Below are 22802 nucleotides of genomic sequence, written 5' to 3' on the forward strand. Positions count from 1 at the left end.
TGGAGACGGTGCTCGTTGGTGTGGCAGCGGGGCGTGAGGACGACGTGCCCGATCATCCGGCGGATCTCCGGGACGCTGAGGGGTATGAGGTCTTGCTCGTCGTCTCCGCTGCCCCTTTTGCGGCTTCTGCGGCACGGATGGCCGTGAGGTAGGCCAGGACGGCCATGGCGAGGGTGATGTGCCGGTACCAGGCCCGGTAGAGCCGCACCTGGTAGTGGTCGAGCCCGCATTCACCCTTCGCGGTCTGGAAGCACTCCTCCACCGCCCACCTGGCTCCGGCGGTCCTGACCAGGTCTTTCAGCCGGGAAGTGACGGGGCCGTAGCAGACGTAGTAGGCGATGTCGGTGGGGTCGGACAGATTGCGGCGGGCGAGCACCCAGTGCCCGGATCCGCCCTCCCAGGTGGGCCGGATCGCGACGCGGGCCCAGTGGTAGATCCGCTGGCCGTGGGCGCCGGCTCCGGCGGAGATCCGCTTCCATGCCTGCTTCGGCAGGGCCGCGATCAGCTCGTCGACGCGCGCGTCGCGGCCGTCGGCGGTGATCACGGTGTCGTTGACCTTCGTCGCCAGCACATACGCGGCCCGGCGTTCTTCCAGCCAGGCACGGAAGTGTTTGACCTGCCCGTATGCCTCGTCCGCGGTGACCCAGGCGAAGGGAACAGCCGCGTCGATGGCGCGTTGCAGCATCCACTTGAGGTGCTCGATCTTCGTGGCGAACGGCACCGTGTCGTCGATTCCGGCTGCCCGGCAGCGGTCGCGGTCGTCCGTCCAGGACTTCGGGACGTAGAGTTCCCGGTCGATCAGCGCCCGCCCTTTGGCGGATGCGTAGGCGAGGAAGGTGCCGATCTGGCAGTTCTCGGTGCGGCCAGCGGTGCCGGAATACTGCCGCTGGACCCCTGCTGACCTGGTGCCCTTCTTCAGGAACCCGGTGTCGTCCCCGATGAGCACGCCGTTTCTGGCGCCGATGGTCTCCACGACGAAGTCCCGGACATCGTCCCGGACCGCGTTCTCGTCCCATTCGGAGTGATTGAGCAGGCGTTGCACACCGTCCGGGCGGAGCTGGCCGACCTGCTCGGCCAGCGTCCACCCGTTCTTCTTCTCCAGCGGAGCAAGCAGGCCCCTGAGGTAGTCCAGAGCCCGATCACGTGGCTCCGACCTGCCAAAACGATGCCCGAACCGGGCATGCAAGTCCGCTACACCCTCGGACCACGACTCGATCTGCTCGACCGTCAGCGTTTGATCACACAGTCACAACAACGAGCATCGACGCCAACCGTCACGCCACATGCGGTTGCAGTACTAGGGGTCGCGGCGCCGGGAGAGTTCGTACGAGAGCCCGGGCGCGGGGAACGGTCCCCGCGCCCGGGCTCTCGTACGACAGGGGTTCAGGCGGCCGGGCCGCCCTGTGCGGCCGCGCCGGCCAGGGCGTCCAGGTCGCTCTTGCGCACCCGGATCACCAGCAGGGCGGTGGCCAGGGCCAGGCCCGCCATCGCCACGGCGGCGAAGAACGCGGTGGAGATGCCCTGGGCGAGGACGAGGTCTCCCCAGGGGTCGGGCAGCTGCCGGGTCTCCTTGAAGGCGGCCAGCTGGTCGGGATCCGCCTGCGCCATGAAGGCCGGGACCTGCTTCGCGGCCTCGTCGCGGCTGGCCGTGCCGAAGACGGTGACCAGGATGGACAGGCCCAGCGAGCCGCCCACCTGCTGGCTGGCGTTGAGCAGCCCGGAGGCCGCGCCGGCCTCCTTCGGCGCCACCCCGGAGACGGCGGTGAGGGTGAGGGTCACGAAGTTGAGGCCCATGCCGAAGCCGAAGAGCAGCATCGGCCCGAGCACTCCGGAGACGTACGAGCTGTCGGTCCGGAGGAAGGTCAGCCAGGCCAGCCCGGTTCCGGTGAGCGCGGACCCGATGACCATGAAGGGCTTGGGGCCAAAGCGCGGCAGGAACCGCTGCGAGAGGCCGGCGGCGGTGACGATGGCGACGGTCACGGGCAGGAAGCCGAGCCCGGACTGGATCGGGGAGAAGCCCAGCACGTTCTGCACGAACTGGACGATGAAGAAGAACATGCCGAACATCGCCGCCGCGAGGCCGAGCATGATCACGTACGTGCCGGTGCGGTTGCGGTCGGCGAACATGCGCAGCGGGATGATCGGCTCGCGGGCCCGAGACTCGATGACGACGAAGAGCGCGAGCAGAACGAGGGCCGCGGCGAAGGAGCCGATGGTGAGTGCATCGCGCCAGCCGTCCTCCGAGGCGCGGATGAACCCGTAGACGAGCGAGGCCATGCCGCCGGTGGAGGTGAGGGCTCCGGCGATGTCGAAGCGCCCGGGGTGTCGCTCGGACTCGGTGATGTAGAGCGGGGTGAGGACCGCGATCAGCACGCCGATAGGGACGTTGACGAAGAGCACCCAGCGCCAGTCGAGCCACTCGGTCAGCATGCCGCCGGCCAGCAGGCCGATCGCGCCGCCGCCCGCGGACACGGCCGCGAACACCCCGAACGCCCGGTTCCGTTCGGGGCCTTCGGGAAAGGTCGTGGTGATCAGGGCGAGCGAGGTCGGGGAGGCGATCGCGCCGCCCACCCCTTGCAGGGCGCGGGCCGCGAGCAGTTGCCAGGGCTCCTGGGCGAATCCGCCGAGGAGGGAGGCCAGGGTGAAGAGCAGGATTCCGGACAGGAACACGCGGCGCCGGCCCAGGATGTCACCGGCCCGGCCGCCGAGCAGCAGCAGGCCGCCGAAGGTGAGGGTGTAGGCGCTGAGCACCCAGGAGAGGTCGGTGGTGCTGAAGCTGAGCGCGTCCTGGATGTGCGGGAGTGCGATGTTCACGATCGTCGCGTCGAGGACGACCATGAGCTGGCACGCGGCGATGACGGCGAGCGCCACTCCGGGACGCCCCTCGCGGCGGGCCGCCCCCGGTATCCGGGGTGTGGCGAGTTGAGAGCTTGTCACTGAGGATCCCCCCCCCAAAGTGAAATAGTGAACGCATTCGTTCACTACGGGGCCACGGTAGGAGCCGATCCTTAGGGAACGCAAGCGTTCTCTAAGCCTCGATCCACCGGCGTGGTTCGGAAGTGATCTTCTGGCGGGTTTCTGTGCCGGTTCCGGGTCGGTGCTTGTAGGTGGGCAGGTTGTAGCTGCTGGTCTGCCCAGCGTTTCCACGTGTTCGGTTCCGGTTGGGCCCTGGCGGGCGGGGGGTGGGCAGGGGCGGTTCGTGTCAGCCGGCTGGTCCGTGGACGGTGTCGAAGAGGTGTGTCCAGGCGTGCTGCCAGGGCCAGTTGTGCGGTAGGTGCAGGGTGACGCGCCGGGCGGAGCGGGCGGTCCGGGCCGGAACGTGGATCAGGTGGGTGCGGAGGGTGGCGGTGGTGGCCTTGGCGTGGAAGGCGGAGGTCAGCGCACCGGTGGCCCGCAGCAGGTTGTAGGTCATGGCCCACAGGGTCAGCCAGGCCGCGTTGGCGTGGAAGTGTCCGGACGGCAGGTGGGCCAGAGCTGCGGCTTTGCTGTCGGCGATGACCTGCTCGACGACGGCGTGGTGACGGTGTTCCCGCTCGGCCTGGAGCGTTCCGGCGGGGTTGTCGGTGAAGAACGGGTGGTAGCGCCAGACGGGGAACAGCTCGCCCTGGTCACCCACGACGGTGGGTTTGGCCAGGTCACGGACGCGGCGCACGATCAGCCGGGCGGTGACCTGTTCCGCCTTCTTGCGGCCGGCGAAGGCGGTGTAGGCGGGTATCTCGGCGACTTCGGCGCCGGAGATGAGCTCTCCGGTGTCGGGGTCGGGCACCGCGGTGGGATAGGTGATCTGCTGCCATGCCTGGTCGGGGATGCTGTGGATGGCCCGTTTGATGGAGGGGTTCATGCCGGTGGTGACCGAGAAGCGGGCCCCGGCCCGGCGGCAGGCGGCGATGACACCGGCGTTGTAGAACTGTGAATCCGCCCGCAGGATACGGGTCCCGGTGCAGCCGGCCTCCCGGGCGGCGGCCAGGGCTTCACTGACGAACTTGGGGGCGCCGCGGGCATCGGCCGCTTTGCCGCGGCGCATCCGCACCCCGGCGATCACCGGGCGGGAGTGCGGGGTGCAGATCGTGGCGAGCAGGGGGTGCAGGGTGCGTACGCCTTTGAACCGGCCGTACTCGGCGCCCTGCTTGGCCCGGCCGTAGACCCGTTTGTGGGTGGAGTCGACATCGATGAACGCCTTCTCGCCCGCGCCGGGCAGCAGCGGGGTATGCGCGGCCAGAGCGGCCAGGAACCTGCGGTGCACCGCGTGGAGCTGAAGTGCGTGACCGTGGGTGAACGCGCGCAGAAACGTGCCCAGCGTGGACGGCGCACGGACGCCTGCGAACAACACGGGCATCGCGCCGTGGCGCAGGACGTGAAGGTCATCGATGCTGTCCGCACCCGCGGCCATCCCGGCCACGATGCTGGTGACCTTGGCATCCGCCGCCGCACCCGCACCGTTCTTCGCCCCGGTCAGCTTCACCTTCTCCGCGGCCAGACGGGCAAGCCCGCACCGCTCGGCCAGGCGCATCACCGGGACCAGCCCGGCATGCGCGATCAGATTCCGGTCGTCGAACGCAGCGGAGACCGCCGCCGGAGTATGGGAAGCTTTCATCTACGAGGTGCCTTGCTGATTGTGCGTGCTGGAAGCGTCAGAACTCCCATCATCGCAGGTCAGCAGGCACCTCTCTTCGGTTCTCTGTCCACAGTACACAGGCCAGTCGGTGGATCGAGGCTAAGGCCAATACCAGTGACTTAAGGATCTCGGCTGGTAGGGTGTTGGCCAGGAGGTGTCTGGATGCCACGCCCTGGACAGGTCAAGCCGGAGACGGACGAGCGGTTGTCGGATCGGATCGCGATCGGACTGCTGACGCGGACGTTCCCGCCGGAGCTGGTGGACCGGGTCGTGGAGGAATCCGGGAAGGCCGGGCAGCGCAACCGGCTGCTGCCTCCACGGGTGGTCGTCTACTTCGTGCTGGCGATGTGCTTGTTCTCCGGTCAGGGCTACGAAGAGGTCGCACGGCTGCTCACTCAGGGTCTGGCCTGGGCCAAGCACTGGTCGGGTTCGTGGCAGGTGCCTACGCCCGGTGCGGTTTCCCGGGCCCGGGCCAGGCTCGGGCCCGAGCCGCTCAAGGCTCTCTTCGAGCAGTCCGCCGGGCCTGTGGCGACCGAGTCCACTCCCGGTGCGTGGTACGGGTGTTGGCGTCTGATGGCGGTCGACGGGACCACGTTCGACGTGCCGGACAGTGAGGAGAACGACGCCCGGTTCGGTCGTCCCGCCACCCACCGGGGCGAGCGGACCGCGTTCCCGCAGGTGCGGGTGGTGGCGCTGGCGGAGTGCGGCACGCACGCCATCACCCGCGCGGCTCTGGGGCCGTTCACCACCGCGGAGTCCGTGATCGCGCGGGAGCTGTTCGACGCCCTTGGACCGGATGACCTGCTGATGGCCGACCGGGGCTTCGCCGGGCTGGAGCAGTGGCGAGCGGCATCGGCCGAGCGGTGCGGACCTGCTCTGGCGCATCAAGTCCAACGCCGTCCTGCCCGTGCGGCGCGAGCTCCCCGACGGGTCCTACCTCTCCGACATCGTGGCGGCCAAGGACCACCGCAAACGCACCGATCCCACCGTGGTGCGGGTCATCGAGTACACCCTGGACGACCCCGGACGCCCGCAGCACGACGCCCCGTACCGGCTGATCACCACCATCCTCGACCACGAAGCCGCACCCGCGGCGGAGTTGGCGGCCCTCTACAACGAGCGATGGGAGATCGAGACCACACTGGACGAGCTGAAGACCCACCAACGCGGCCCCGCCCAGGTCCTGCGCTCCCGATCGCCCGACGGCGTCGAACAGGAGGTCTGGGCCCACCTCCTCGTCCATCACGATGGCGTCCCGCCACGTGGTGTAGCCGATCAAGGGTGAGGTGTGCGCGGGCTTGCTCGCCGGGCGCACACCCGCGGAGGGCTCGCGCTCTCTGCGCATGAGGTGGGCCACCATGCAACTCTCCGTATTGAACGGCCAGTTCAACAACGGAGGTGCGAGGTGGCCCTGTCCCAGTCTGACCTATTACGCCTGCTGGAGTCACTACGCTCGGCAGACGGACTCGAACTCGTCCGCGGCATCGCCGAGCGGATGCTGCAGGAGCTGATCGAGGCCGAGGCCGCTGCCCACATCGGTGCCGGCTGGAACGAGCACACCGAGGCCCGTACCGCCTTGCGCAACGGGCACCGCGAGAAGACGCTCACCACCCAGGCCGGCGACCTGGAGCTGGCCATCCCCAAACTGCGCGCCGGAAGCTTCTTCCCCAGCCTGCTGGAGCGCCGGCGCCGGATCGACCAGGCCCTGTACGCGGTCATCGTGGAGGCCTACGTCCATGGCGTGTCCACCCGGTCGGTGGACGACTTGGTCAAGGCCCTGGGCGCGGACACCGGGATCTCCAAGAGCGAGGTCTCCCGGATCTGCGCGGACCTGGACGAGCCGCTGACCGCCTTCCGCACCCGGCCGCTGGACCACACCCGCTTCCCCTACATGTACCTGGACGCCACCTACTGCAAGGCACGCGTGAACCACCAGATCGTCTCTCGCGCCGTGGTCGTCGCCACCGGGATCACCGAGGACGGCGGCCGCGAGGTCCTGGGCGTCATGGTCGGCGACAGCGAGACCGAGGCGTTCTGGGCCGAGTTCCTGCGCTCCCTGCGCGAACGCGGCCTGACCGGGGTCCGCCTGGTCCTGTCCGACAGCCATTCCGGCCTGGTCAAGGCGATCCGCAAGGTCATGCTCGGCGCCGCGTGGCAGAGATGCCGTGTTCATTTCCTGCGAAATGTCTTCGCGGTGATTCCGAAGGAGGCGACCGAGATGGTCGCCGCAACCATCCGCACAGTCTTCGCCCAGCCCACCCAGGACGCGGTCCGCACCCAGCTCGACACCGTCGCCGAGATGCTCGGCAAGCAGTTCCCCAAGGTCAAACAGATGCTCCTGGACGCCAAGGACGACCTGACCGCCTTCGCGGCCTTCCCGGAACGGCACTGGAAGAAGATCCAGTCCACCAACCCGCTCGAACGGATCAACCGCGAGATCAAGCGCCGCACCGACGTCGTCCAGGTCTTCCCCAACGACGACGCCCTCCTGCGACTGGTCACAGCCGTGCTCTTCGAACTGCACGACGAATGGATCGCCTTCCCCCGCCGCTACCTGCCCGAGGGAAGCATGGACGAGATCTACCCCACCGAGCTCCCTAAAAGCGCCCCCGCACCACCCAACGCCACCAACGCGCCCACCGAGTGATCGGCTACACCACGAAGGGGGACATGACCTCCATCACGCGATCCGCCAGCTCATGCACACCGCCGCCCGGGACACCGACACCGATACCGACCGGCTTTCCTTCACCCGCACCCTCCGCCTCGCCCGACGCCAGGTCACCGCGCAGGCGGCCTTTTCCCCCTGACCGCCTGGCCACAGCCCTCACCGACGGGATACGAGAGATAGCCCGTCACCTCCTGCCACCGCGACGACAGCGGTCGAACGCCCGCGTCGTCAAACGCAAGATGTCCAACTTCGGCGTCAAGCGCACCGCACACCGGCTCTGGCCACAGCCGACACTCGACCCAGCCCGAGCCGTGGCCATCGCCCCACACCACAAAACGGCCCCGACCAACCCACCGAAGACCCCAGGCACCCCGGACCCTTAAATCACTGGTATTGAGGCTAAGGCTGAAAATGCGTACGTCGGGCACGGGGGCCGGTCGGGAGGTGGAGAGATGGCGGGTTCACGCTGGTCGGTGGCGTCGCCGGGGCGCAGGCGGGGCCCCGAACTCGAACGGGCGATTCTGGACGCCGCGTTGGAGCGGCTGAGCACGGTCGGCTGGAACGCGCTCACCATGGAGGGCGTCGCGGCCGGCGCGCACACCGGCAAGGCCTCGCTCTACCGGCGCTGGCCGTCGAAGGCGGACCTCGTGGCCGATGCGCTGCGGACCGGCCTGCCGCAGATAGGAGAGATTCCCGACGGCGGATCGATCCGTGAGGACCTCCGCCTGCTGTGCGTGCGCACGCGGGACGTCATGCACTCCCGCGCCGGACAGGCGCTGCGGTCGGTTCTTCACGAATGCGATCACAGGCGTGTCGACCGGTTCCACGGGGTCATCTGGTCGGGCCTGCACGAGCCGGCCCAGCGGCTGATCAGGGAGCTTGTCCTGCGGGGAATCGGGCGGGGTGACGTACGGCCGGACGCGACTGGTCCGTTTGTCGTGGATGTCATTCCGGCGATGCTGATGTACCGCGCCAAGGTGTGCGGTAGCGAATGGGGGGACGCGGAGATCGTGGAGCTGATCGACGAGGTGATGGTGCCGCTGCTCAGGGCGTGAGACGCGGCGGGCGTGGCCGGGGGCGTTCGGAGCGGGATCCGAGCCGGATCGGGCGGGGGTCGGACCCGGGCGGGGGTGTGCAGTCGGCCCGGGGCGGCGTAACCTTGCTGGCGCCATGCCGTACGAAGCACCCACCCACACCGTCGAACGCTCCCTCCGTGCAACCACCGGCGCCAAGGTCATCGCCGGGGTCGACGAAGTCGGACGAGGGGCCTGGGCCGGTCCCGTCACCGTGTGCGCGGCGATCACCGGCCTGCGCCGGCCGCCCGCCGGGCTCACCGACTCCAAACTGCTCACCGCCAAGCGACGCGATGCCCTGCTCGACGTCCTGGAGGGCTGGGTCACCGCGTACGCCCTCGGGCACGCCTCGCCCGAGGAGATCGACGAGCTCGGCATGACGGCCGCCCTGAGGCTGGCGGCGGAGCGCGCCCTGGTGGCCCTGCCGGTACGGCCCGACGCGGTGATCCTCGACGGCAAGCACGACTACCTCGGCGAACCCTGGCGGGTCCGAACGGTGATCAAGGGCGACCAGTCCTGCATCGCCGTTGCCGCAGCCTCGGTCATCGCGAAGGTCACGCGCGACCGGATGATGGCCGAACTGGGCGAACAGGGCGGCGGAATCGAGGACTTCGCCTTCGCCGCCAACGCCGGATACCCCTCGCCCGTGCACCGGGCGGCGCTGGAGGAACTGGGGCCCACCCCCTACCACCGGCTCTCGTGGTCCTACCTCGACGGGCTGCCCCGGTGGCGCCACCTGAAGAAGGTGCGTCGCAGCGAGGAATCGGTGGAGCTGGAAAACGGAGGCCAACTCGGCTTCGATTTCTGATCGCACCCATGTGCCACCGGCCGGTACGTTTCGTACCGGTGTTTGATAGACATCAACTCATGCCTCTCACCCCCGCCATCGAGGAGCCTCAGATTCACGAGAGTGCCCAGGGTCCCCGCGTCACGCCGGCCGCGAGCCGCACCGCGCAGACCCCCCGCCCTGTACCTGGTCCGCGTCCCGCCGCCGTACCGCGGCCCGGACGCCCTGGTCCCTCCCCCGTAGCGGCAAGCCGCACGGGTGGTGCCCCCCGGCCCGCAGCGCCCGCGCAGCGCGCGCCGCAAGCCGCCTCCGGACCCGTTCCCGCAGCGCCCGCCGCTGCTCCCACCGCACCGTCCGTCTCCGCGGCGGTGCCGCAGATCCAGCTGATCCCGGCTTCCGTCGAGGGTGCGCTGGACGCCGCCGAAGAAGCCGTCGACCTGCTGCTCGACACCGGGCGCGCGCCCGGCGACATCCTGGTGCTCACCACCGGCGACCCGCACCCGTGGGCCGCGCACGAGCTGTCCTTCGGCGAGGCCGCGTACTGGGCCCTGCACGACGCCGGGGACGACGTCTTCTACGCGGACGCGGCGCAGGTCCAGCGCGCCGCGGGCCGTCCGGTCGTGGTCTTCGCGGTCAACGGCGGAGCGGTCGAGAGCGTTGCCGGCGCCCTGCCGGTCGCGCTCACCCGGGCCGGTGCGCTGCTGATCGTGTGCGGTGACACGCAGCAGATCAACTCCGTGCTGGGTGCGGGCGTCTGACGCCCTGTACCCCGGCACGGGCGAGGGGCGGGGCGGGCTTCGAGCCGGCCCCGCTGAAGCCCGGGCCGAGGTCCGGGTCGAAGCCCGAGCCGCATCCGGTGTGAGGCCCGAGCCGCATCCGGTGTGAGGCCCGAGCCGAAGTTCGGGCTGCAGTCCGAGGCCTGATCCGCCGTACGCCCGGTTCCGGGTGTACGGCCGTGAGGCCTGCCCGCGCACGTCCGGTCCGCGTGGGCCGGTAGGCCGCTACGTCGTTTGCCCGTCGCCGTCACCCGTCGTGCGTACGTCCGCCCGGTCGAACCCGTGCGGCCAGGCCGGCCGTACGAAGGTCAGCGCGCGGCGGTCCGGCGCAGGGCCTCGACCGCGCCACCGCCGGTGTGCAGGGCGAGTGGAGCGAACTCGGCCACGGTGTCGCCGAGGCGCTGGGGCCGCGAGTCCGAACTGGGCTGACGGCCGCCACGGCCCTCACCCAGCACCTGCCAGCCGCCGCGGGTCAGTGTGATGTACGCGCCGCAGCGCAGCCCGTGCAGGGTGCAGGCGTCCCTCAGCCCCCACATCCACGCCCCGTCCTCCTCGGTCCACCGCTCGTCGCCCTCGCGGCAGTAGAGCAGGACCGCCGTACGCACAGGGGTCCGTCGCCGCAGGTCGTGCGGGAGGACCCGGCGCAGCCGGGACAGCAGGGCGTTGCGGTACTCCCAGCCGTCCGCCGAGGCCGACCGCTGCACGAACGAGGCGCTCGCCACGAGCCGCTCCTCCGGACCGAGGACGGCGATCACCGCGGTCGATGGCACCGGGCTGTGGCGCGAGTGCAGTCCGCTGACGACCTCCCGGGGATTGCGGAGGAGGGGAATGCCCGCCGCCGTCCATTCGGCCGGTTCCAGCAGCCTGCCGTGCCGGCTGGCGGCGACGTTGGTTGTTGCCAGGGACGTGGTCGAAGGCGGCGCGAATCCGAAGGTCACGGTCCTCCCTTCGGGTACACGCCCGCGGACGGGCACGGCTGGAGTCAGGGCGCGCCGCAGCGCGGCCCAGGAGGGTGCCGAGGAGCCGGGCGGGAGCACTCCAATTCTCGCGTGGCTCCTGAGCATGCGGCAACGAGCAATTGACGCCGCCGACCGGAATTCGCCGGTATGCCGTTCATATCCTTGCCCCGCCACGCCGAGGATGACGCATTCGGCTACCCCTGGAGCGCCAGCACCAGTGGGAACACCTCCTTCGCGCCCGCCCGCCGAAGCAGCCGGGCGGCCACCGCGAGGGTCCACCCGCTCTCCGAGCGGTCGTCGACGAGGAGCACCGGACCCGCCGCCTGCGCCAGCGCCTCGGCCAACTCCGGGGGCACGGTCAGGGCCTGGTGGAGCACTCGCACCCGTTGGGCGCTGTTCGAGGCCGGAGCTCCGAACTCCGGAGCCTGATCGGTGTAGGCGACCGTGCCGAGCAGGGGCATCCGGCCGACCTCCGCGATCCGCGCGGCCAGCGAACCGACCAGCCGAGGACGGCTGCGCGAGGGCAGGGCGACCACGCCCACCGGCCGGGCCGGGGCGTCCGGCGCTCCCGAGGCCCAGCCGCCGGGCCCCCGGGCCCAGTCGGCGAGCACCGCGACCACGGCCTGGGCGACGTCGTCGGGAATCGGCTGGTCCGGAGCCTGCGGGGCGAGCATGGGGCGCAGCCGGTTGCCCCAGCCGATGTCGGACAGCCTGCCCAGCGCCCGGCCCGTCGAGGCCTGCTCCCCGGCGGTGATGCGGCCCTTGAGGTCGACGCCGACCGCCGCGAGCCCGGTCGGCCACATCTTGCGCGGCTCCAGCTCCACGCCCGGGCGGCCGAGCTCGCCGCGGGCGGTGTCCAGGGCGGTGGTGGAGACCTCGGCGGTGAACCGGGCGCCGGCGCAGTTGTCGCAGCGGCCGCAGGGCGCGGCCTCCTCGTCGTCGAGCTGGCGGCGCAGGAACTCCATCCGGCACTCGGTGGCCGCCGCGTAGTCGCGCATGGCCTGCTGCTCGGCGGTCCGCTGCCGGGCAACCCAGGCGTAGCGCTCGGCGTCGTAGGCCCACGGCTCGCCCGTCGAGGTCCAGCCGCCCTTGACCCGGTGCACGGCGCCGTCGACGTCGAGGACCTTGAGCATGGTCTCGAGCCGGGTGCGACGCAGGTCCACCAGAGGTTCCAGGGCGGGCAGCGACAGCGGCCGGCCGGCCTGGGCCAGGACGTCGAGCGTGCGGCGCACCTGCTCCTCCGGGGGGAAGGCCACGGAAGCGAAGTACTGCCAGATCGCCTCGTCCTCGCGGCCGGGGAGCAGCAGCACCTCCGCGTGCTCCACGCCACGGCCGGCGCGGCCGACCTGCTGGTAGTAGGCGATGGGGGAGGAGGGCGAGCCGAGGTGCACCACGAAGCCCAGGTCCGGCTTGTCGAAGCCCATGCCGAGGGCGGAGGTGGCCACCAGCGCCTTGACCCGGTTCGCCTGGAGGTCGTCCTCGGCCTGCTGGCGGTCGGCGTTCTCCGTCTTGCCGGTGTACGAGGCGACCGTGTGCCCGCGGTGGCGCAGGTACGCGGTGACCTCCTCGGCCGCGGCCACGGTCAGCGTGTAGATGATCCCGGAGCCGGGCAGATCGCCGAGGCGGTCGGCGAGCCAGGCCAGCCGGTGCGCGGCGTCGGGCAGGGTCAGCACGGCCAGGCTCAGGCTCTCGCGGTCCAGCGGGCCGCGCAGCACCAGGGCGTCCGTGCCGGCTCCGGTGCCCAGCTGTTCGGCGACGTCGGCGGTCACGCGGGCGTTGGCCGTGGCGGTCGTGGCGAGCACCGGGACGCCGGGCGGCAGGTCGGCCAGCATGGTGCGCAGCCGGCGGTAGTCGGGGCGGAAGTCGTGCCCCCAGTCGGAGATGCAGTGCGCCTCGTCCACGACGAGCAGACCCGTTGCGGCGGAGAGCTTGGGGAGGACCTGGTCGCGGAAGTCAGGGTTGTTCAACCGCTCCGGGCTCACCAGCAGGACGTCGACCTCTCCGGCGGCGACCTCGGCTTGGATGCCCTCCCATTCCTCGGGGTTGGCGGAATTGATGGTGCGGGCGCGGATGCCGGCCCGGGCCGCGGCTTCGACCTGATTGCGCATCAGCGCGAGGAGCGGGGAGACGATCACGGTGGGGCCGGCGCCGCTCGCCCGCAGCAGCGAGGTGGCGACGAAGTACACCGCGGACTTGCCCCAGCCCGTGCGCTGGACCACCAGCGCGCGCCGCTTGTGCGCGACGAGGGCCTCGATCGCACGCCACTGGTCCTCGCGCAGCCGGGCGGTGCCCGTGGGGTCGCCCACGAGACGGGCTAGTACGGAGTCGGCCGAGGACCTCAGGTCTGCGTTCATGCCCCCATGCAACCCGATGCCTGTGACATCGCGCCAATGCTGCTCTGAGCCTGTGGACATTGAAGCGTCAACAGTTATCCACAGGGCTTTCCGGATCGGATCACGCACGGGACCTTCGTGCCATGACGAACAACCACGAATCACGCAGCCCGTCCGACCGGCCCTCCATCAGCCCGGCCGGAGCCGCCACCGGCCCCCAGATCACCCTGCGCAGCCCGGCCGAACTGGCCGACGCGCTGCCCTACATGCTCGGCTTCCACCCGAGCGACTCCCTCGTCCTGGTCGCCGTGCACGGCGAGGGCGGGCGCTTCGGCGGCCGGCTCCGGGTCGGCATCCCCACCGCGCCCGCCGAATGGGAGGACACCGCCCGGCAGGTCGCCGACTGCCTGATCCGGGGCAGCGAACGCCGTGGCGGCAAGCCGGACGGCATCGTCGTGTACCTCTGCCAGGAGCCGCGGGGGGAGGAGAGCGGCCAGCGGGTGATGACCCGGCTGCGGCCGCTCGCCCAGCGGATCCGGCTTGCCTGCGGTGCGCTGGACGTCCCGGTCCTGGAGGCCCTGTGCCTCTCCGAGGGCCGATTCTGGTCCTACGTCTGCCCCGACGAGCGGTGCTGCCCGGCCGAGGGCACCCGGCTGGCCGCGGTCGGCACGTCGGTGATGGCGGCGACCGCCACCTTCGCCGGGCTCCAGGTACGGGGCTCCCTCAAGGAGATCGAGGGCAGGCTCGCACCGCTGCGCGGGGCCGTGGCCGACGAGGCGGAACGGGCCCTGGACCGGGCGGCCGCGGCCCTGATGCCGAGGATCCTCGACGGGGCCACCCGGGAGGAGGTCGGGGCCGAGACCATCTCGCTCGCGCAGGCCCTGATGCGGCGCATGACCCTGGCCCCGCCGGTCGAGGGCGGTTCCCACGCAGACGACTGGGACGACGCCCTGCTGGGTCACGACGAGGCCGCCTCGCTGATCCTGGGCCTCCAGGACCGTGAGATCCGGGACATCGCGGCGGAGTGGATGGAAGACGAGGAGGCTGCCCCGGCCCTGCGGCTGTGGCGGGCCCTCGCCCGGCGCTGCGTCGGGGCCTACGGCGAGCACGCCGCGGCCCCGCTCACCCTCGCAGGCTGGGTTTCCTGGTCCACCGGGGACGAGCCGACCGCCCGGATCGCCTTCGGACTGGCCCTGCGGGCGGACGCCGAGTACCGCTTCGCCCAGCTGCTCCACCACGCGTGCAACGAGGGGATCGACCCCGAGGGGCTGCGGGAGTGCCTGCGGGAGGAGCGCCGCCGCCGCGAGCCCAGGCGGGGGCGCTCCTCGGCCGGTACTCGTCCTCCCGGGCGGCGGGGCCGGACGGCGCCCCGCCGCGGGTCCCGCCGCACCGCGGGAAGCGAGCAGTGAAGGCGCGCCGGCCCTGGCGCCGTGGACCGGTACGGCTGCTCCGGAGCGCCCTGGTCCGGACGTTGAGGCGCAGCCTCCGCCCCGGGCCTCTGCGGCCGGGGCCCGTGACCCGCGCACGGCCGGGGCTCGCGATCCGGACGGGACCGGCACTCGCTGCCCGGGCGGGGCGGGAGACCGTGACCCGGGCGGGGGCGGGGGCGTTCAGATGTGGGGTGGTGGGGGCCCGGCCACGCCGCCGCCCAGCTGAACCGACCGGAGCGCAGACAAGGCGACACATGTCTCACCCCGCACCTCCCCGCCCATCCGGCGTGCCCGCCGCCCGCAGGTCCGAACTGCCGCCCGTGCACGGCGCCGTCATCTGCGTCGCCGCGCCCTGTCTGGTCATCTCGCCGGAGCACGGCCAGCTGACCGGGCGGGGGATCGACGGGATCTACCGGGCAGGTCGCAGGCTGCTCTCCCGTTGCGTGCTGCGCGTCGGCGGCCGGGACCCGGTCGCCGTCCAAGGACGCAGCCTCGGCTCCGACAGGGCCGCCTTCACCGCGACCGTGCGCACCGGTGCCGAGCCCGGCCCCGACCCGGACATCGGTGTGGAACGGGTCAGGCACGCGGACGGCACCGAGCGGATCACCCTGCGCAGCTTCTCGGCCCGGCCGCTGCGCCTGCCCGTGGAGGTCCTCCTCGGGACCGATCTGGCGGAGCTGGCGGCCGTGGCGGCCGGCCGGGCCGGGCCGGAGCTGCCCGCCGGGGTGCACGCCGCCGGGTTGCGCTGGAGCACGGGCGAGGTGCAGACGGTCACCGCCGCCGAGCCGCCGCCGGACGACGCGCTGGCCTCGGCGGGGCTGCTGCGCTGGCAGCTCGAACTCGGCCCCGGCGAATCCCGCACCATCGAGCTGCGGACCAGCCAGGACCGGGTCGTGCGGGCCTCCGCGGGGCAGGTGGCGAACCCACTGGCCGACGCCCGGGCCGAAGGGGACGATCCGAGGGTCGAGGCGTGGTTCCGCAGCAGCGTCGAGGACCTGGGCGCGCTGCTCCTGAGGGATCCCGAGGTACCGGGCGACGCCTTCGTGGCGGCAGGGGCGCCCTGGAGGCTGGGTCTGGCCCCGGCCGAATCGTTGTGGGCCGCGCGGATGGCGCTGCCCCTCGGGACCGGTCTCGCCGCGGCCACCCTGCGCATCCTGGCCCGGACCCAGACCGACGGGTGCGGGTCCGACGCCGGGAAGATCCCGGGGCCGCTGCGCGGAGCGGGCCCGCAGTTGCCGCCGGGGTGCACCGGCACGGAGGCGACCCTGGCCTTCCCCGCAGTGCTCGCCGAAGCCCGGCTCTGGGGCATGCCGGAAGAGGAGGTGGCCCGGCTGCTCCCGGCCGCCGAGCGGTGCCTCGACTGGCTGCGCGGCGCGCTGGGGGAGGACGGCCTGCTGGCCGATCCCGACCCGGGTCCGCGGCGCTGCGAGACCCAGGCCCACGCCCACCGGGCCGCCGTGCTCGGCGCGGACCTCCTCGCCGGATGCGGGCGGCCCGGCGCCGAGGAGTGGCGGGAGCGGGCCGCCGCACTGCGGGAGCGGTTCCGGGCCGGGTTCTGGATCGACGGTCCGGACGGCGGGCGGCCCGCTTCGGCCCTGCATCCCGACGGGCGGCCGCTTCCCAGGCTGACGGGTGCCGCCGCCCACCTGCTCGACACCGGACTGATCGGTGGCGGACGCACGGCCCCCGGGCTCCTGGACCGCGCGCGGTCGGAGCAGCTGGCGCGGCTGCTCGGAGCCCCCGCCATGGATTCCGGATGGGGGCTGCGGAGCATGGCCACCAGGGAGCAGGGGCACAACCCGTTCGGCCACCGCTCGGGCGCGGTCCGGGCGTACGAGAGTGCCGTGGCGGTGGCGGGCCTGGCCCAGGCGGGCTTCGAGAAGGAGGCCGCGGGCCTGCTGAGGGGCCTGCTGGACGCGGCCGAGGCCTTCGGGTACCGGCTGCCGGAGATGTTCGCGGCCGAGCAGCGCACCGCCGGCAGCGCCCCCGTCCCGCACCCGGCGGCCTGCCGCCCGGCCGCCGTGGCCGCGGCGGCCGGGGTCCACGTACTGACCGCCCTCGCCGGGATCCGCCCCGACGCCCCCTCGGGCACGGTCGCCCTCGCCCCGCTCGCCGGCGCCCCCCTCGGCGCGCTGCGGCTCGCGGGCCTGCGGGTGTCGGGGGAGCCCTTCGCCGTCAGGGTCAGCCGCCTCGGCCTCGGCATGGTGGAGGAGGCCGCCGATGCACTCCAACTGGGCGGCTAATGCCGTGGCCGGTCGTACCGGGCTGTCTGTCGGGTCGGCGGCCTCCCGGCTCCGGAACAGTGTCTTCAAGGTCACCAAAGAGCTGTTTATCGTCAGGCAGACGACTATGATCGCGGCATGTCGCCCTACGACCCGTCGGCCTTTCCGCCCTTCGCCGTCACCGTCGACCTGGTCGTGCTCACCGTGCGGCGCCACGCGCTGTGCGCGCTGGTCGTCCGACGGGGTGAGCAGCCGTTCCAGGGGCGCTGGGCGCTGCCCGGCGGATTCGTCCGCGGGGACGAGGACCTGGCCGGTGCCGCCGCGCGGGAGCTCTCCGAGGAGACCGGCCTGTGCGCCCACGATCCCGCCCTGCCCGGCGCGGGCAACGGGGCACACCTCGAACAGCTGGCCACCTACGGCGATCCGAAGCGGGATCCGCGGATGCGTGTCGTCAGTGTGGCGCACCTGGTGCTGGCTCCGGACCTGCCGGCGCCGCGGGCCGGAGGCGACGCCAACAGCGCGCGCTGGGCCCCCGTCGACGAGCTGCTGGCCGCCCCCGACGAGGCCGCGACCGCGCTCGCCTTCGACCACGCCCGGATCCTCGCCGACGGTGTGGAGCGGGCCCGCTCGAAAATCGAGTACTCCTCGCTGGCCACCGCCTTCTGCCCGCCCGAGTTCACCGTCGGTGAGCTGCGCCGGGTCTACGAGGCTGTCTGGGGCGTGGCCCTCGACCCGCGCAACTTCCACCGCAAGGTCACCGGGACCCCCGGATTCCTGGTGCCGGCCGGAGGAACGACGACCCGTCAGGGCGGGCGCCCGGCCCAGCTGTTCCGCGCGGGCGGGGCCACCCTGCTCAACCCGCCGATGCTGCGCCCGGAAGTCTGACGCCGCGCGGCATGGGCCGGCCGGGGTGCGGCCGGCGGCGCGGGGACCGGGCCCGGCGGGCGCACCGACCCTGACGGCAATATCGGCATCCCATCGGACCGGTTGCGCAGAAAATCGGACATATCACGCTATCTTGCTTGCGGTACTCACCCTGCCGCAGAGCGGTCTCACCCCCCGCGAGAGAAGCGATGCTCCAGGCCATCGGACTCACCAGCAAACACCGAACCGACGCCCCGCCCCTCGTGGACGACCTCACCTTCGAGGCCCGCCCGGGGCACGTGACCGCCCTGCTCGGCGAGCCGGGATCGGGCAAGACGACCGCGCTGCGGCTCATGCTCGAACTCGAACCGGGCCGCGGCGTCACCTACTTCCGCGGCCGCCCGCTGCACCGGCTCCCGTACCCCGGCCGTGAGGTCGGCGTGGTGCTCGGGGACGTCCCCGGCAACCCCTCTCGGACCGTCCGCAACCAGCTGCGGATGCTCTGCGCCGCCGCCGGGGTGCCGACGTCCCGGGCCGACACCATGATGGAGGTCGTCGGCATCGCCGGCCTTCGGGACCAGCGGCTCGGTTCGCTCTCGCTCGGCATGGAGCGCCGGGTCGCACTGGCCTCGGCATTGCTCGCCGATCCGTGCACCCTGCTCCTGGACGAGCCCGGCGCCGGACTCTCCCCCCGCGAGCGCGGCTGGCTGCACGGGCTGCTGCGCGGTCACGCCTCCCTCGGCGGGGCCGTGCTCTTCACGACAGACGACGCGAAGGAAGCCGCGCGCAGCGCCGACCGGGTCGTCAGCATCGAGGCGGGCCGGCTCGTCGCCGACCAGGACGCAGCCGATTTCGCCCGCACCCGGCTGCGGCCGCGGGTCGCCGTGCGAACCCCGCACGCCGCACGGCTGGCCGACCTGCTGGGCCGGGAGGCCCGGGCCGCCCAGCGCTCGGTGGAGATCGTCGAGGAGAGTGGCAGCCGTCTGTCGGTGTACGGCAGCAACTGCGCCGAGGTCGGCGAGGCGGCGTTCCGGCACGGCGTACTGGTCCACCAGCTCGCCGACGAGACGGGTGACGCCGGTTCGCCGACGGCGCCGGTCCCGCACGCCCGCGCCTCCAGTGCAGCAAGCCCTCCGGAGCCCGCAGAAGCGCGTGCCGAGGACTCCGGTCGCCGCCCCCGGCGGCCGACCTCGGCCGTGCGCCGCGTGGGCGGGCCGCTGCGGCCGCTGCGCTACGAGCTGCTGCGGGTCTTCGGCACCGCCACGCCCGTCCTCACCGCCGCCCTCGTCGTCGCCGTCTCCGTCGTCACCGCTCTGGTCCTGGCCCGGGCCGGTCAGACACCGCAGAACCGGCTGCTCGCCGCCTGGCCCGAGTTGCTGCCGCTGCCGCCCGCCGCCCTGGGGGCGGGCCTGCTCGGCGCGCTGGCCTTCGGCGAGGAGTACCGCTACCCCGCGCTCGCCGCCGACCGCGGCACCGTGCCCCGCCGGATGGGGCTGCTCACCGCCAAGCTCGGCGTCTGCGCCGCCCTCGCCCTGCTGCTGGGCGCCCTCGCCGTGGCGGCCGACGCCGCCGCCCTCGCACTCGTATTCGACAGCGGCCCGCTGCGCACCCCTGTGGAGTGGCTGTCCCCGGCGGTGAGTTGGGCCGGGCTGCTGATCGGCTGTGCCTGGGCCGGCGTACTGGCCTCCGGCGTCTTCCGGTCGGCCACCGCCGGGCTGGCCGCGGTGCTCGCCGTACCGGTGATGGTGGTGCCGCTGGTGCGCAAGGCCCTGGAGGGTCCGTCCGCGTACCCGGTGACCGGGCTCGGCCCCCGGCTGCGGGGCCTGACCTGGGTGCAGTGGCCGCCGGAGGCGGACCGCCTGCTCGCGGGGGCCCTACGGGTGATGGCCCAACCCGTCGGGACCGCACTGGTGTTGTCGCTGATGGTCCTGTTGTGCGCCTATGGGTTCACCGGACTGCGCAGCAGGGTCCGTTGGTGATCGTTACGGTGCCGGAGAAGTCACGGACGGGACCGTTGCCGTCCGTGTCGCGTCAAGCAGACAACAACTCCCCGCAAAAGGCCCGGTTCTTTACGATAAGTCGTCAATTGCGTAGGTGGCACCGATCACCCTTTCGTGTGCTTTTCACCAAAGACCTCAAGGCTCATGGAGGCGCGGCCGACAAAGGATTCGTGAGTACCCTTGCGCACGCCATGATGACCGCCGCCCGCCACGCCGACTCCGGCCTCGCCGGCCCGGGCGAACTCGACCGCTACCCCTACGCGGAGACCCCCGGGTCCGACCGCGTCGGAGCGCCCCACTGGGACGGCGCCGACGTCGAGTTGAGCCGGGTCGGCCGCCGCGCGGCAGGCAGCCGCGGCCGCGGACTGCACGGCCAACTCGTCCAGCAGCTCGGCCAGATGATCGTTTCCGGCGACCTCGGAGCGGACCGCCCCCTGGTCCCCGAGGAGATCGGCCAGCGCTTCGAGGTCTCCCGTACGGTCGTCCGCGAATCGCTGCGGGTGCTGGAGGCCAAGGGCCTCGTCAGCGCCCGCCCCAACGTCGGCACCCGGGTCCGCCCGGTCGCCGACTGGAACCTGCTCGATCCCGACATCATCGAGTGGCGCGCCTTCGGACCCCAGCGCGACGACCAGCGCCGCGAGCTGGGCGAGCTCCGCTGGACCATCGAACCGCTCGCCGCCCGCCTCGCGGCCGGCCACGGCCGCCCGGACATCCAGCAGCGCCTCGCCGACATGGTCGAGATCATGGGCCACGCCCTCGGGCAGGGCGACTCGATCACCTTCGCGCGCGCGGACAACGAGTTCCACGCACTCCTCATCCAGGTCGCCGGCAACCGCATGCTGGAGCACCTCTCCGGCATCGTCTCCGCCGCCCTCCAGGTCTCCGGCAGCCCGATCACCGCGTGCGACCGGCCGAGCGAGACCTGCGTGGCCCATCACGCACGGATGGTCGAGGCCCTCGCCGCGGGTGACGCGACCGGCGCCGAGAACGCCATGCGTCAGCTCCTGACGGTTCATCCGGAGGTAGAGCGCGTGGTCCCCGCCCCGCGCGAGCACTGAGGGCGGACGCGCGGGGGAGCGGGGGTTCGCAGGACGTGTCGCCGGGCCCGGTCGGGTCCGGCGACACCGGCGTGGGGCCCTCTGTCACGGGTGTCCGACCAGCTCCGGACCGCCGGTAGGACCGCCTGACCGGCGTCCGTGCCTACGGGGTGTGACTCGGGCCACGAAGATTGGGCGTAACACTCTGCGAGGTCACGCGATGACCTAAGAGGTGATGGCCGACGGAGGGAAGACAGCAGCCCTTGGGGGTGCTGTGCAGCTCCCCGGCCCCTGCCCGCGCCGCCGGCCCAACCCCGGTCGGTGGTCGTCGGCTCCGGTCCAGCACCACCAGGCCCGGCGTCGGAAGCCGTTCCCATCGTTCCGAGAGGTTGTTCGTGTCGGCCAGCACATCCCGTACGCTCCCGCCGGAGATCGCCGATTCCGAGTCTGTGATGGCGCTCATCGAGCGGGGCAAGGCCGAGGGGCAGATCGCCGGCGATGACGTGCGTCGGGCCTTCGAGGCTGACCAGATTCCTGCGACCCAGTGGAAGAATGTTCTGCGCAGCCTCAACCAGATCCTCGAGGAAGAGGGTGTGACGCTGATGGTCAGTGCCGCGGAGTCGCCCAAGCGCACCACCCGCAAGAGCGTCGCAGCGAAGAGCCCGGCCAAGCGGACGGCCACCGAGCCCGTCAGGAAGACGGCGGCCAGGACGACGGCAGCGCAGCCCGCAGCCACCGCGCCCGCCGAGGCCCCGGCAGCCGAAACGGCGGACCCGGAGACCGCGGACGCTGTCGCGGAGGAGCCCGGAACCGAGCCGGCCGCCAAGAAGACGGCGGCGAAGAAGACCGCCGCCAAGAAGGCCGCGCCCGCCAAGAAGACCGCCGCCAAGAAGACGGCGGCGAAGAAGACCGCCGCCAAGAAGGACGCCGACGAGGCCGGCGAGGACGAGACCTCCGACGAGGGCCCCGACGCCGCCAAGGCCGAGGCCGACGAAGAGGAGGAGGGCGGCGAGAACAAGGGCTTCGTCATCTCCGACGACGAGGACGACGCCCCCGCCCAGCAGGTCGTGGTCGCCGGCGCCACCGCCGACCCGGTCAAGGACTACCTCAAGCAGATCGGCAAGGTCCCCCTCCTCAACGCCGAGCAGGAGGTGGAGCTCGCCAAGCGCATCGAGGCCGGGCTGTTCGCCGAGGACAAGCTGGCGAACTCCGACAAGCTGGCGCCCAAGCTCAAGCGCGAGCTGGAGATCATCGCCGAGGACGGCCGCCGCGCCAAGAACCACCTGCTCGAGGCCAACCTCCGCCTCGTGGTCTCGCTCGCGAAGCGCTACACCGGCCGCGGCATGCTCTTCCTGGACCTGATCCAGGAGGGCAACCTGGGTCTCATCCGCGCGGTCGAGAAGTTCGACTACACCAAGGGCTACAAGTTCTCGACCTATGCCACGTGGTGGATCCGGCAGGCGATCACGCGCGCCATGGCCGACCAGGCCCGCACCATCCGCATCCCGGTGCACATGGTCGAGGTCATCAACAAGCTCGCCCGCGTGCAGCGCCAGATGCTCCAGGACCTGGGCCGCGAGCCCACCCCGGAGGAGCTGGCCAAGGAACTCGACATGACCCCCGAGAAGGTCATCGAGGTCCAGAAGTACGGCCGCGAGCCGATCTCCCTGCACACGCCGCTCGGCGAGGACGGCGACAGCGAGTTCGGTGACCTGATCGAGGACTCCGAGGCCGTGGTCCCGGCCGACGCCGTGAGCTTCACGCTCCTGCAGGAGCAGCTGCACTCGGTGCTCGACACCCTGAGCGAGCGCGAGGCCGGCGTGGTCTCGATGCGCTTCGGCCTCACGGACGGCCAGCCCAAGACCCTCGACGAGATCGGCAAGGTCTACGGGGTCACGCGCGAGCGGATCCGCCAGATCGAGTCGAAGACGATGTCGAAGCTGCGGCACCCGTCCCGCTCCCAGGTACTCCGCGACTACCTGGACTGACCGGGCACGGTCACGGCGGCGGACGGCAGCGACGGTGGCCGCGCGGG

Annotated in this window: 16 protein-coding genes and 2 pseudogenes; 13 read left to right on the top strand and 5 right to left on the bottom strand. The window is 72.1% G+C overall.

Going from position 1 to position 22802, the window contains the following annotated elements:
* Window positions 1-52 precede the first annotated feature (52 nt).
* From OG332_RS32655 to OG332_RS32665, 3 genes are all read right to left on the bottom strand, one after another.
* Entirely contained in the window at window positions 53-1216 is a 1164-nt protein-coding gene (locus tag OG332_RS32655; protein WP_327419454.1) for an IS701 family transposase, read from the bottom strand.
* Between the two features lie 167 nt (window positions 1217-1383).
* Window positions 1384-2937: an MFS transporter gene (locus tag OG332_RS32660; protein WP_327416807.1), complete on the bottom strand. Its 1554-nt coding sequence runs from the start codon at window positions 2935-2937 to the stop codon at window positions 1384-1386.
* A 265-nt stretch (window positions 2938-3202) separates the two neighbouring features.
* Window positions 3203-4594: an IS1380 family transposase gene (locus OG332_RS32665; RefSeq protein ID WP_327416808.1), complete on the bottom strand. Its 1392-nt coding sequence runs from the start codon at window positions 4592-4594 to the stop codon at window positions 3203-3205.
* 183 nt (window positions 4595-4777) lie between these two features.
* On the opposite strand from OG332_RS32665, the pseudogene OG332_RS32670 reads away from it, so the two are divergent.
* The 7 genes and pseudogenes from OG332_RS32670 to OG332_RS32700 form a co-directional block, all read left to right on the top strand.
* Window positions 4778-5407, top strand: a pseudogene (locus OG332_RS32670) (IS4 family transposase); the annotation flags it as partial.
* A 115-nt stretch (window positions 5408-5522) separates the two neighbouring features.
* Complete coding sequence (locus tag OG332_RS32675) at window positions 5523-5900, top strand: transposase (RefSeq protein ID WP_327416809.1); 378 nt, start codon at window positions 5523-5525, stop codon at window positions 5898-5900.
* Between the two features lie 120 nt (window positions 5901-6020).
* On the top strand, window positions 6021-7262 hold the full coding sequence (locus OG332_RS32680; RefSeq protein WP_327411484.1) for an IS256 family transposase: 1242 nt from the start codon (window positions 6021-6023) through the stop codon (window positions 7260-7262).
* Between the two features lie 31 nt (window positions 7263-7293).
* Window positions 7294-7425: pseudogene (locus tag OG332_RS32685) on the top strand (IS4 family transposase); the annotation flags it as partial.
* Window positions 7426-7738: 313 nt separating this feature from the next.
* The gene (locus OG332_RS32690; protein ID WP_327416810.1) at window positions 7739-8341 is read left to right on the top strand and encodes a TetR/AcrR family transcriptional regulator; all 603 of its coding nucleotides are present in this window, start codon (window positions 7739-7741) and stop codon (window positions 8339-8341) included.
* Between the two features lie 115 nt (window positions 8342-8456).
* The gene (locus OG332_RS32695; RefSeq protein ID WP_327416811.1) at window positions 8457-9167 is read left to right on the top strand and encodes a ribonuclease HII; all 711 of its coding nucleotides are present in this window, start codon (window positions 8457-8459) and stop codon (window positions 9165-9167) included.
* A gap of 59 nt (window positions 9168-9226) precedes the next feature.
* On the top strand, window positions 9227-9904 hold the full coding sequence (locus OG332_RS32700) for a hypothetical protein (RefSeq protein WP_327416812.1): 678 nt from the start codon (window positions 9227-9229) through the stop codon (window positions 9902-9904).
* Between the two features lie 326 nt (window positions 9905-10230).
* On the opposite strand, the gene OG332_RS32705 is transcribed toward OG332_RS32700, so the two are convergent.
* Window positions 10231-10860 carry a hypothetical protein gene (locus OG332_RS32705; RefSeq protein ID WP_327416813.1) on the bottom strand — a complete coding sequence of 210 codons (630 nt, stop codon included), beginning with the start codon at window positions 10858-10860 and terminating at the stop codon, window positions 10231-10233.
* Window positions 10861-11075: 215 nt separating this feature from the next.
* Window positions 11076-13235 (bottom strand): RecQ family ATP-dependent DNA helicase, encoded by a 2160-nt coding sequence (locus OG332_RS32710; RefSeq protein WP_327416814.1) that lies wholly within the window; start codon window positions 13233-13235, stop codon window positions 11076-11078.
* Between the two features lie 122 nt (window positions 13236-13357).
* On the opposite strand from OG332_RS32710, the gene OG332_RS32715 reads away from it, so the two are divergent.
* The 6 genes from OG332_RS32715 to OG332_RS32740 all read left to right on the top strand — a co-directional run bounded on the left by OG332_RS32715 (window position 13358) and on the right by OG332_RS32740 (window position 22755).
* Entirely contained in the window at window positions 13358-14623 is a 1266-nt protein-coding gene (locus tag OG332_RS32715) for a DUF4192 domain-containing protein (RefSeq protein WP_327416815.1), read from the top strand.
* A 275-nt stretch (window positions 14624-14898) separates the two neighbouring features.
* Window positions 14899-16887: a glycogen debranching N-terminal domain-containing protein gene (locus OG332_RS32720; RefSeq protein WP_327416816.1), complete on the top strand. Its 1989-nt coding sequence runs from the start codon at window positions 14899-14901 to the stop codon at window positions 16885-16887.
* A gap of 117 nt (window positions 16888-17004) precedes the next feature.
* A complete protein-coding gene (locus OG332_RS32725) occupies window positions 17005-17751 on the top strand; it encodes an NUDIX hydrolase (RefSeq protein WP_327416817.1) in 747 nt (248 codons plus the stop codon).
* Between the two features lie 188 nt (window positions 17752-17939).
* On the top strand, window positions 17940-19709 hold the full coding sequence (locus tag OG332_RS32730; protein ID WP_327416818.1) for an ABC transporter ATP-binding protein: 1770 nt from the start codon (window positions 17940-17942) through the stop codon (window positions 19707-19709).
* A 137-nt stretch (window positions 19710-19846) separates the two neighbouring features.
* Window positions 19847-20788 carry a FadR/GntR family transcriptional regulator gene (locus OG332_RS32735; protein WP_327416819.1) on the top strand — a complete coding sequence of 314 codons (942 nt, stop codon included), beginning with the start codon at window positions 19847-19849 and terminating at the stop codon, window positions 20786-20788.
* A 374-nt stretch (window positions 20789-21162) separates the two neighbouring features.
* Window positions 21163-22755: an RNA polymerase sigma factor gene (locus OG332_RS32740; protein WP_327416820.1), complete on the top strand. Its 1593-nt coding sequence runs from the start codon at window positions 21163-21165 to the stop codon at window positions 22753-22755.
* Window positions 22756-22802 lie beyond the last annotated feature (47 nt).

This window comes from Streptomyces sp. NBC_01233, assembly GCF_035989305.1.
GTDB lineage: Bacteria > Actinomycetota > Actinomycetes > Streptomycetales > Streptomycetaceae > Streptomyces.

Excerpts from the sequence above, each read along its gene's own strand:
- OG332_RS32695 (WP_327416811.1), top strand. The coding sequence starts at position 8,457 with ATGCCGTACGAAGCACCCACCCACACCGTCGAACGCTCCCTCCGTGCA.
- OG332_RS32690 (WP_327416810.1), top strand. The coding sequence starts at position 7,739 with ATGGCGGGTTCACGCTGGTCGGTGGCGTCGCCGGGGCGCAGGCGGGGC.
- OG332_RS32665 (WP_327416808.1), bottom strand. The coding sequence starts at position 4,594 with ATGAAAGCTTCCCATACTCCGGCGGCGGTCTCCGCTGCGTTCGACGAC.
- OG332_RS32730 (WP_327416818.1), top strand. The coding sequence starts at position 17,940 with ATGCTCCAGGCCATCGGACTCACCAGCAAACACCGAACCGACGCCCCG.
- OG332_RS32700 (WP_327416812.1), top strand. The coding sequence starts at position 9,227 with ATGCCTCTCACCCCCGCCATCGAGGAGCCTCAGATTCACGAGAGTGCC.
- OG332_RS32720 (WP_327416816.1), top strand. The coding sequence starts at position 14,899 with ATGTCTCACCCCGCACCTCCCCGCCCATCCGGCGTGCCCGCCGCCCGC.
- OG332_RS32710 (WP_327416814.1), bottom strand. The coding sequence starts at position 13,235 with ATGAACGCAGACCTGAGGTCCTCGGCCGACTCCGTACTAGCCCGTCTC.
- OG332_RS32725 (WP_327416817.1), top strand. The coding sequence starts at position 17,005 with ATGTCGCCCTACGACCCGTCGGCCTTTCCGCCCTTCGCCGTCACCGTC.
- OG332_RS32715 (WP_327416815.1), top strand. The coding sequence starts at position 13,358 with ATGACGAACAACCACGAATCACGCAGCCCGTCCGACCGGCCCTCCATC.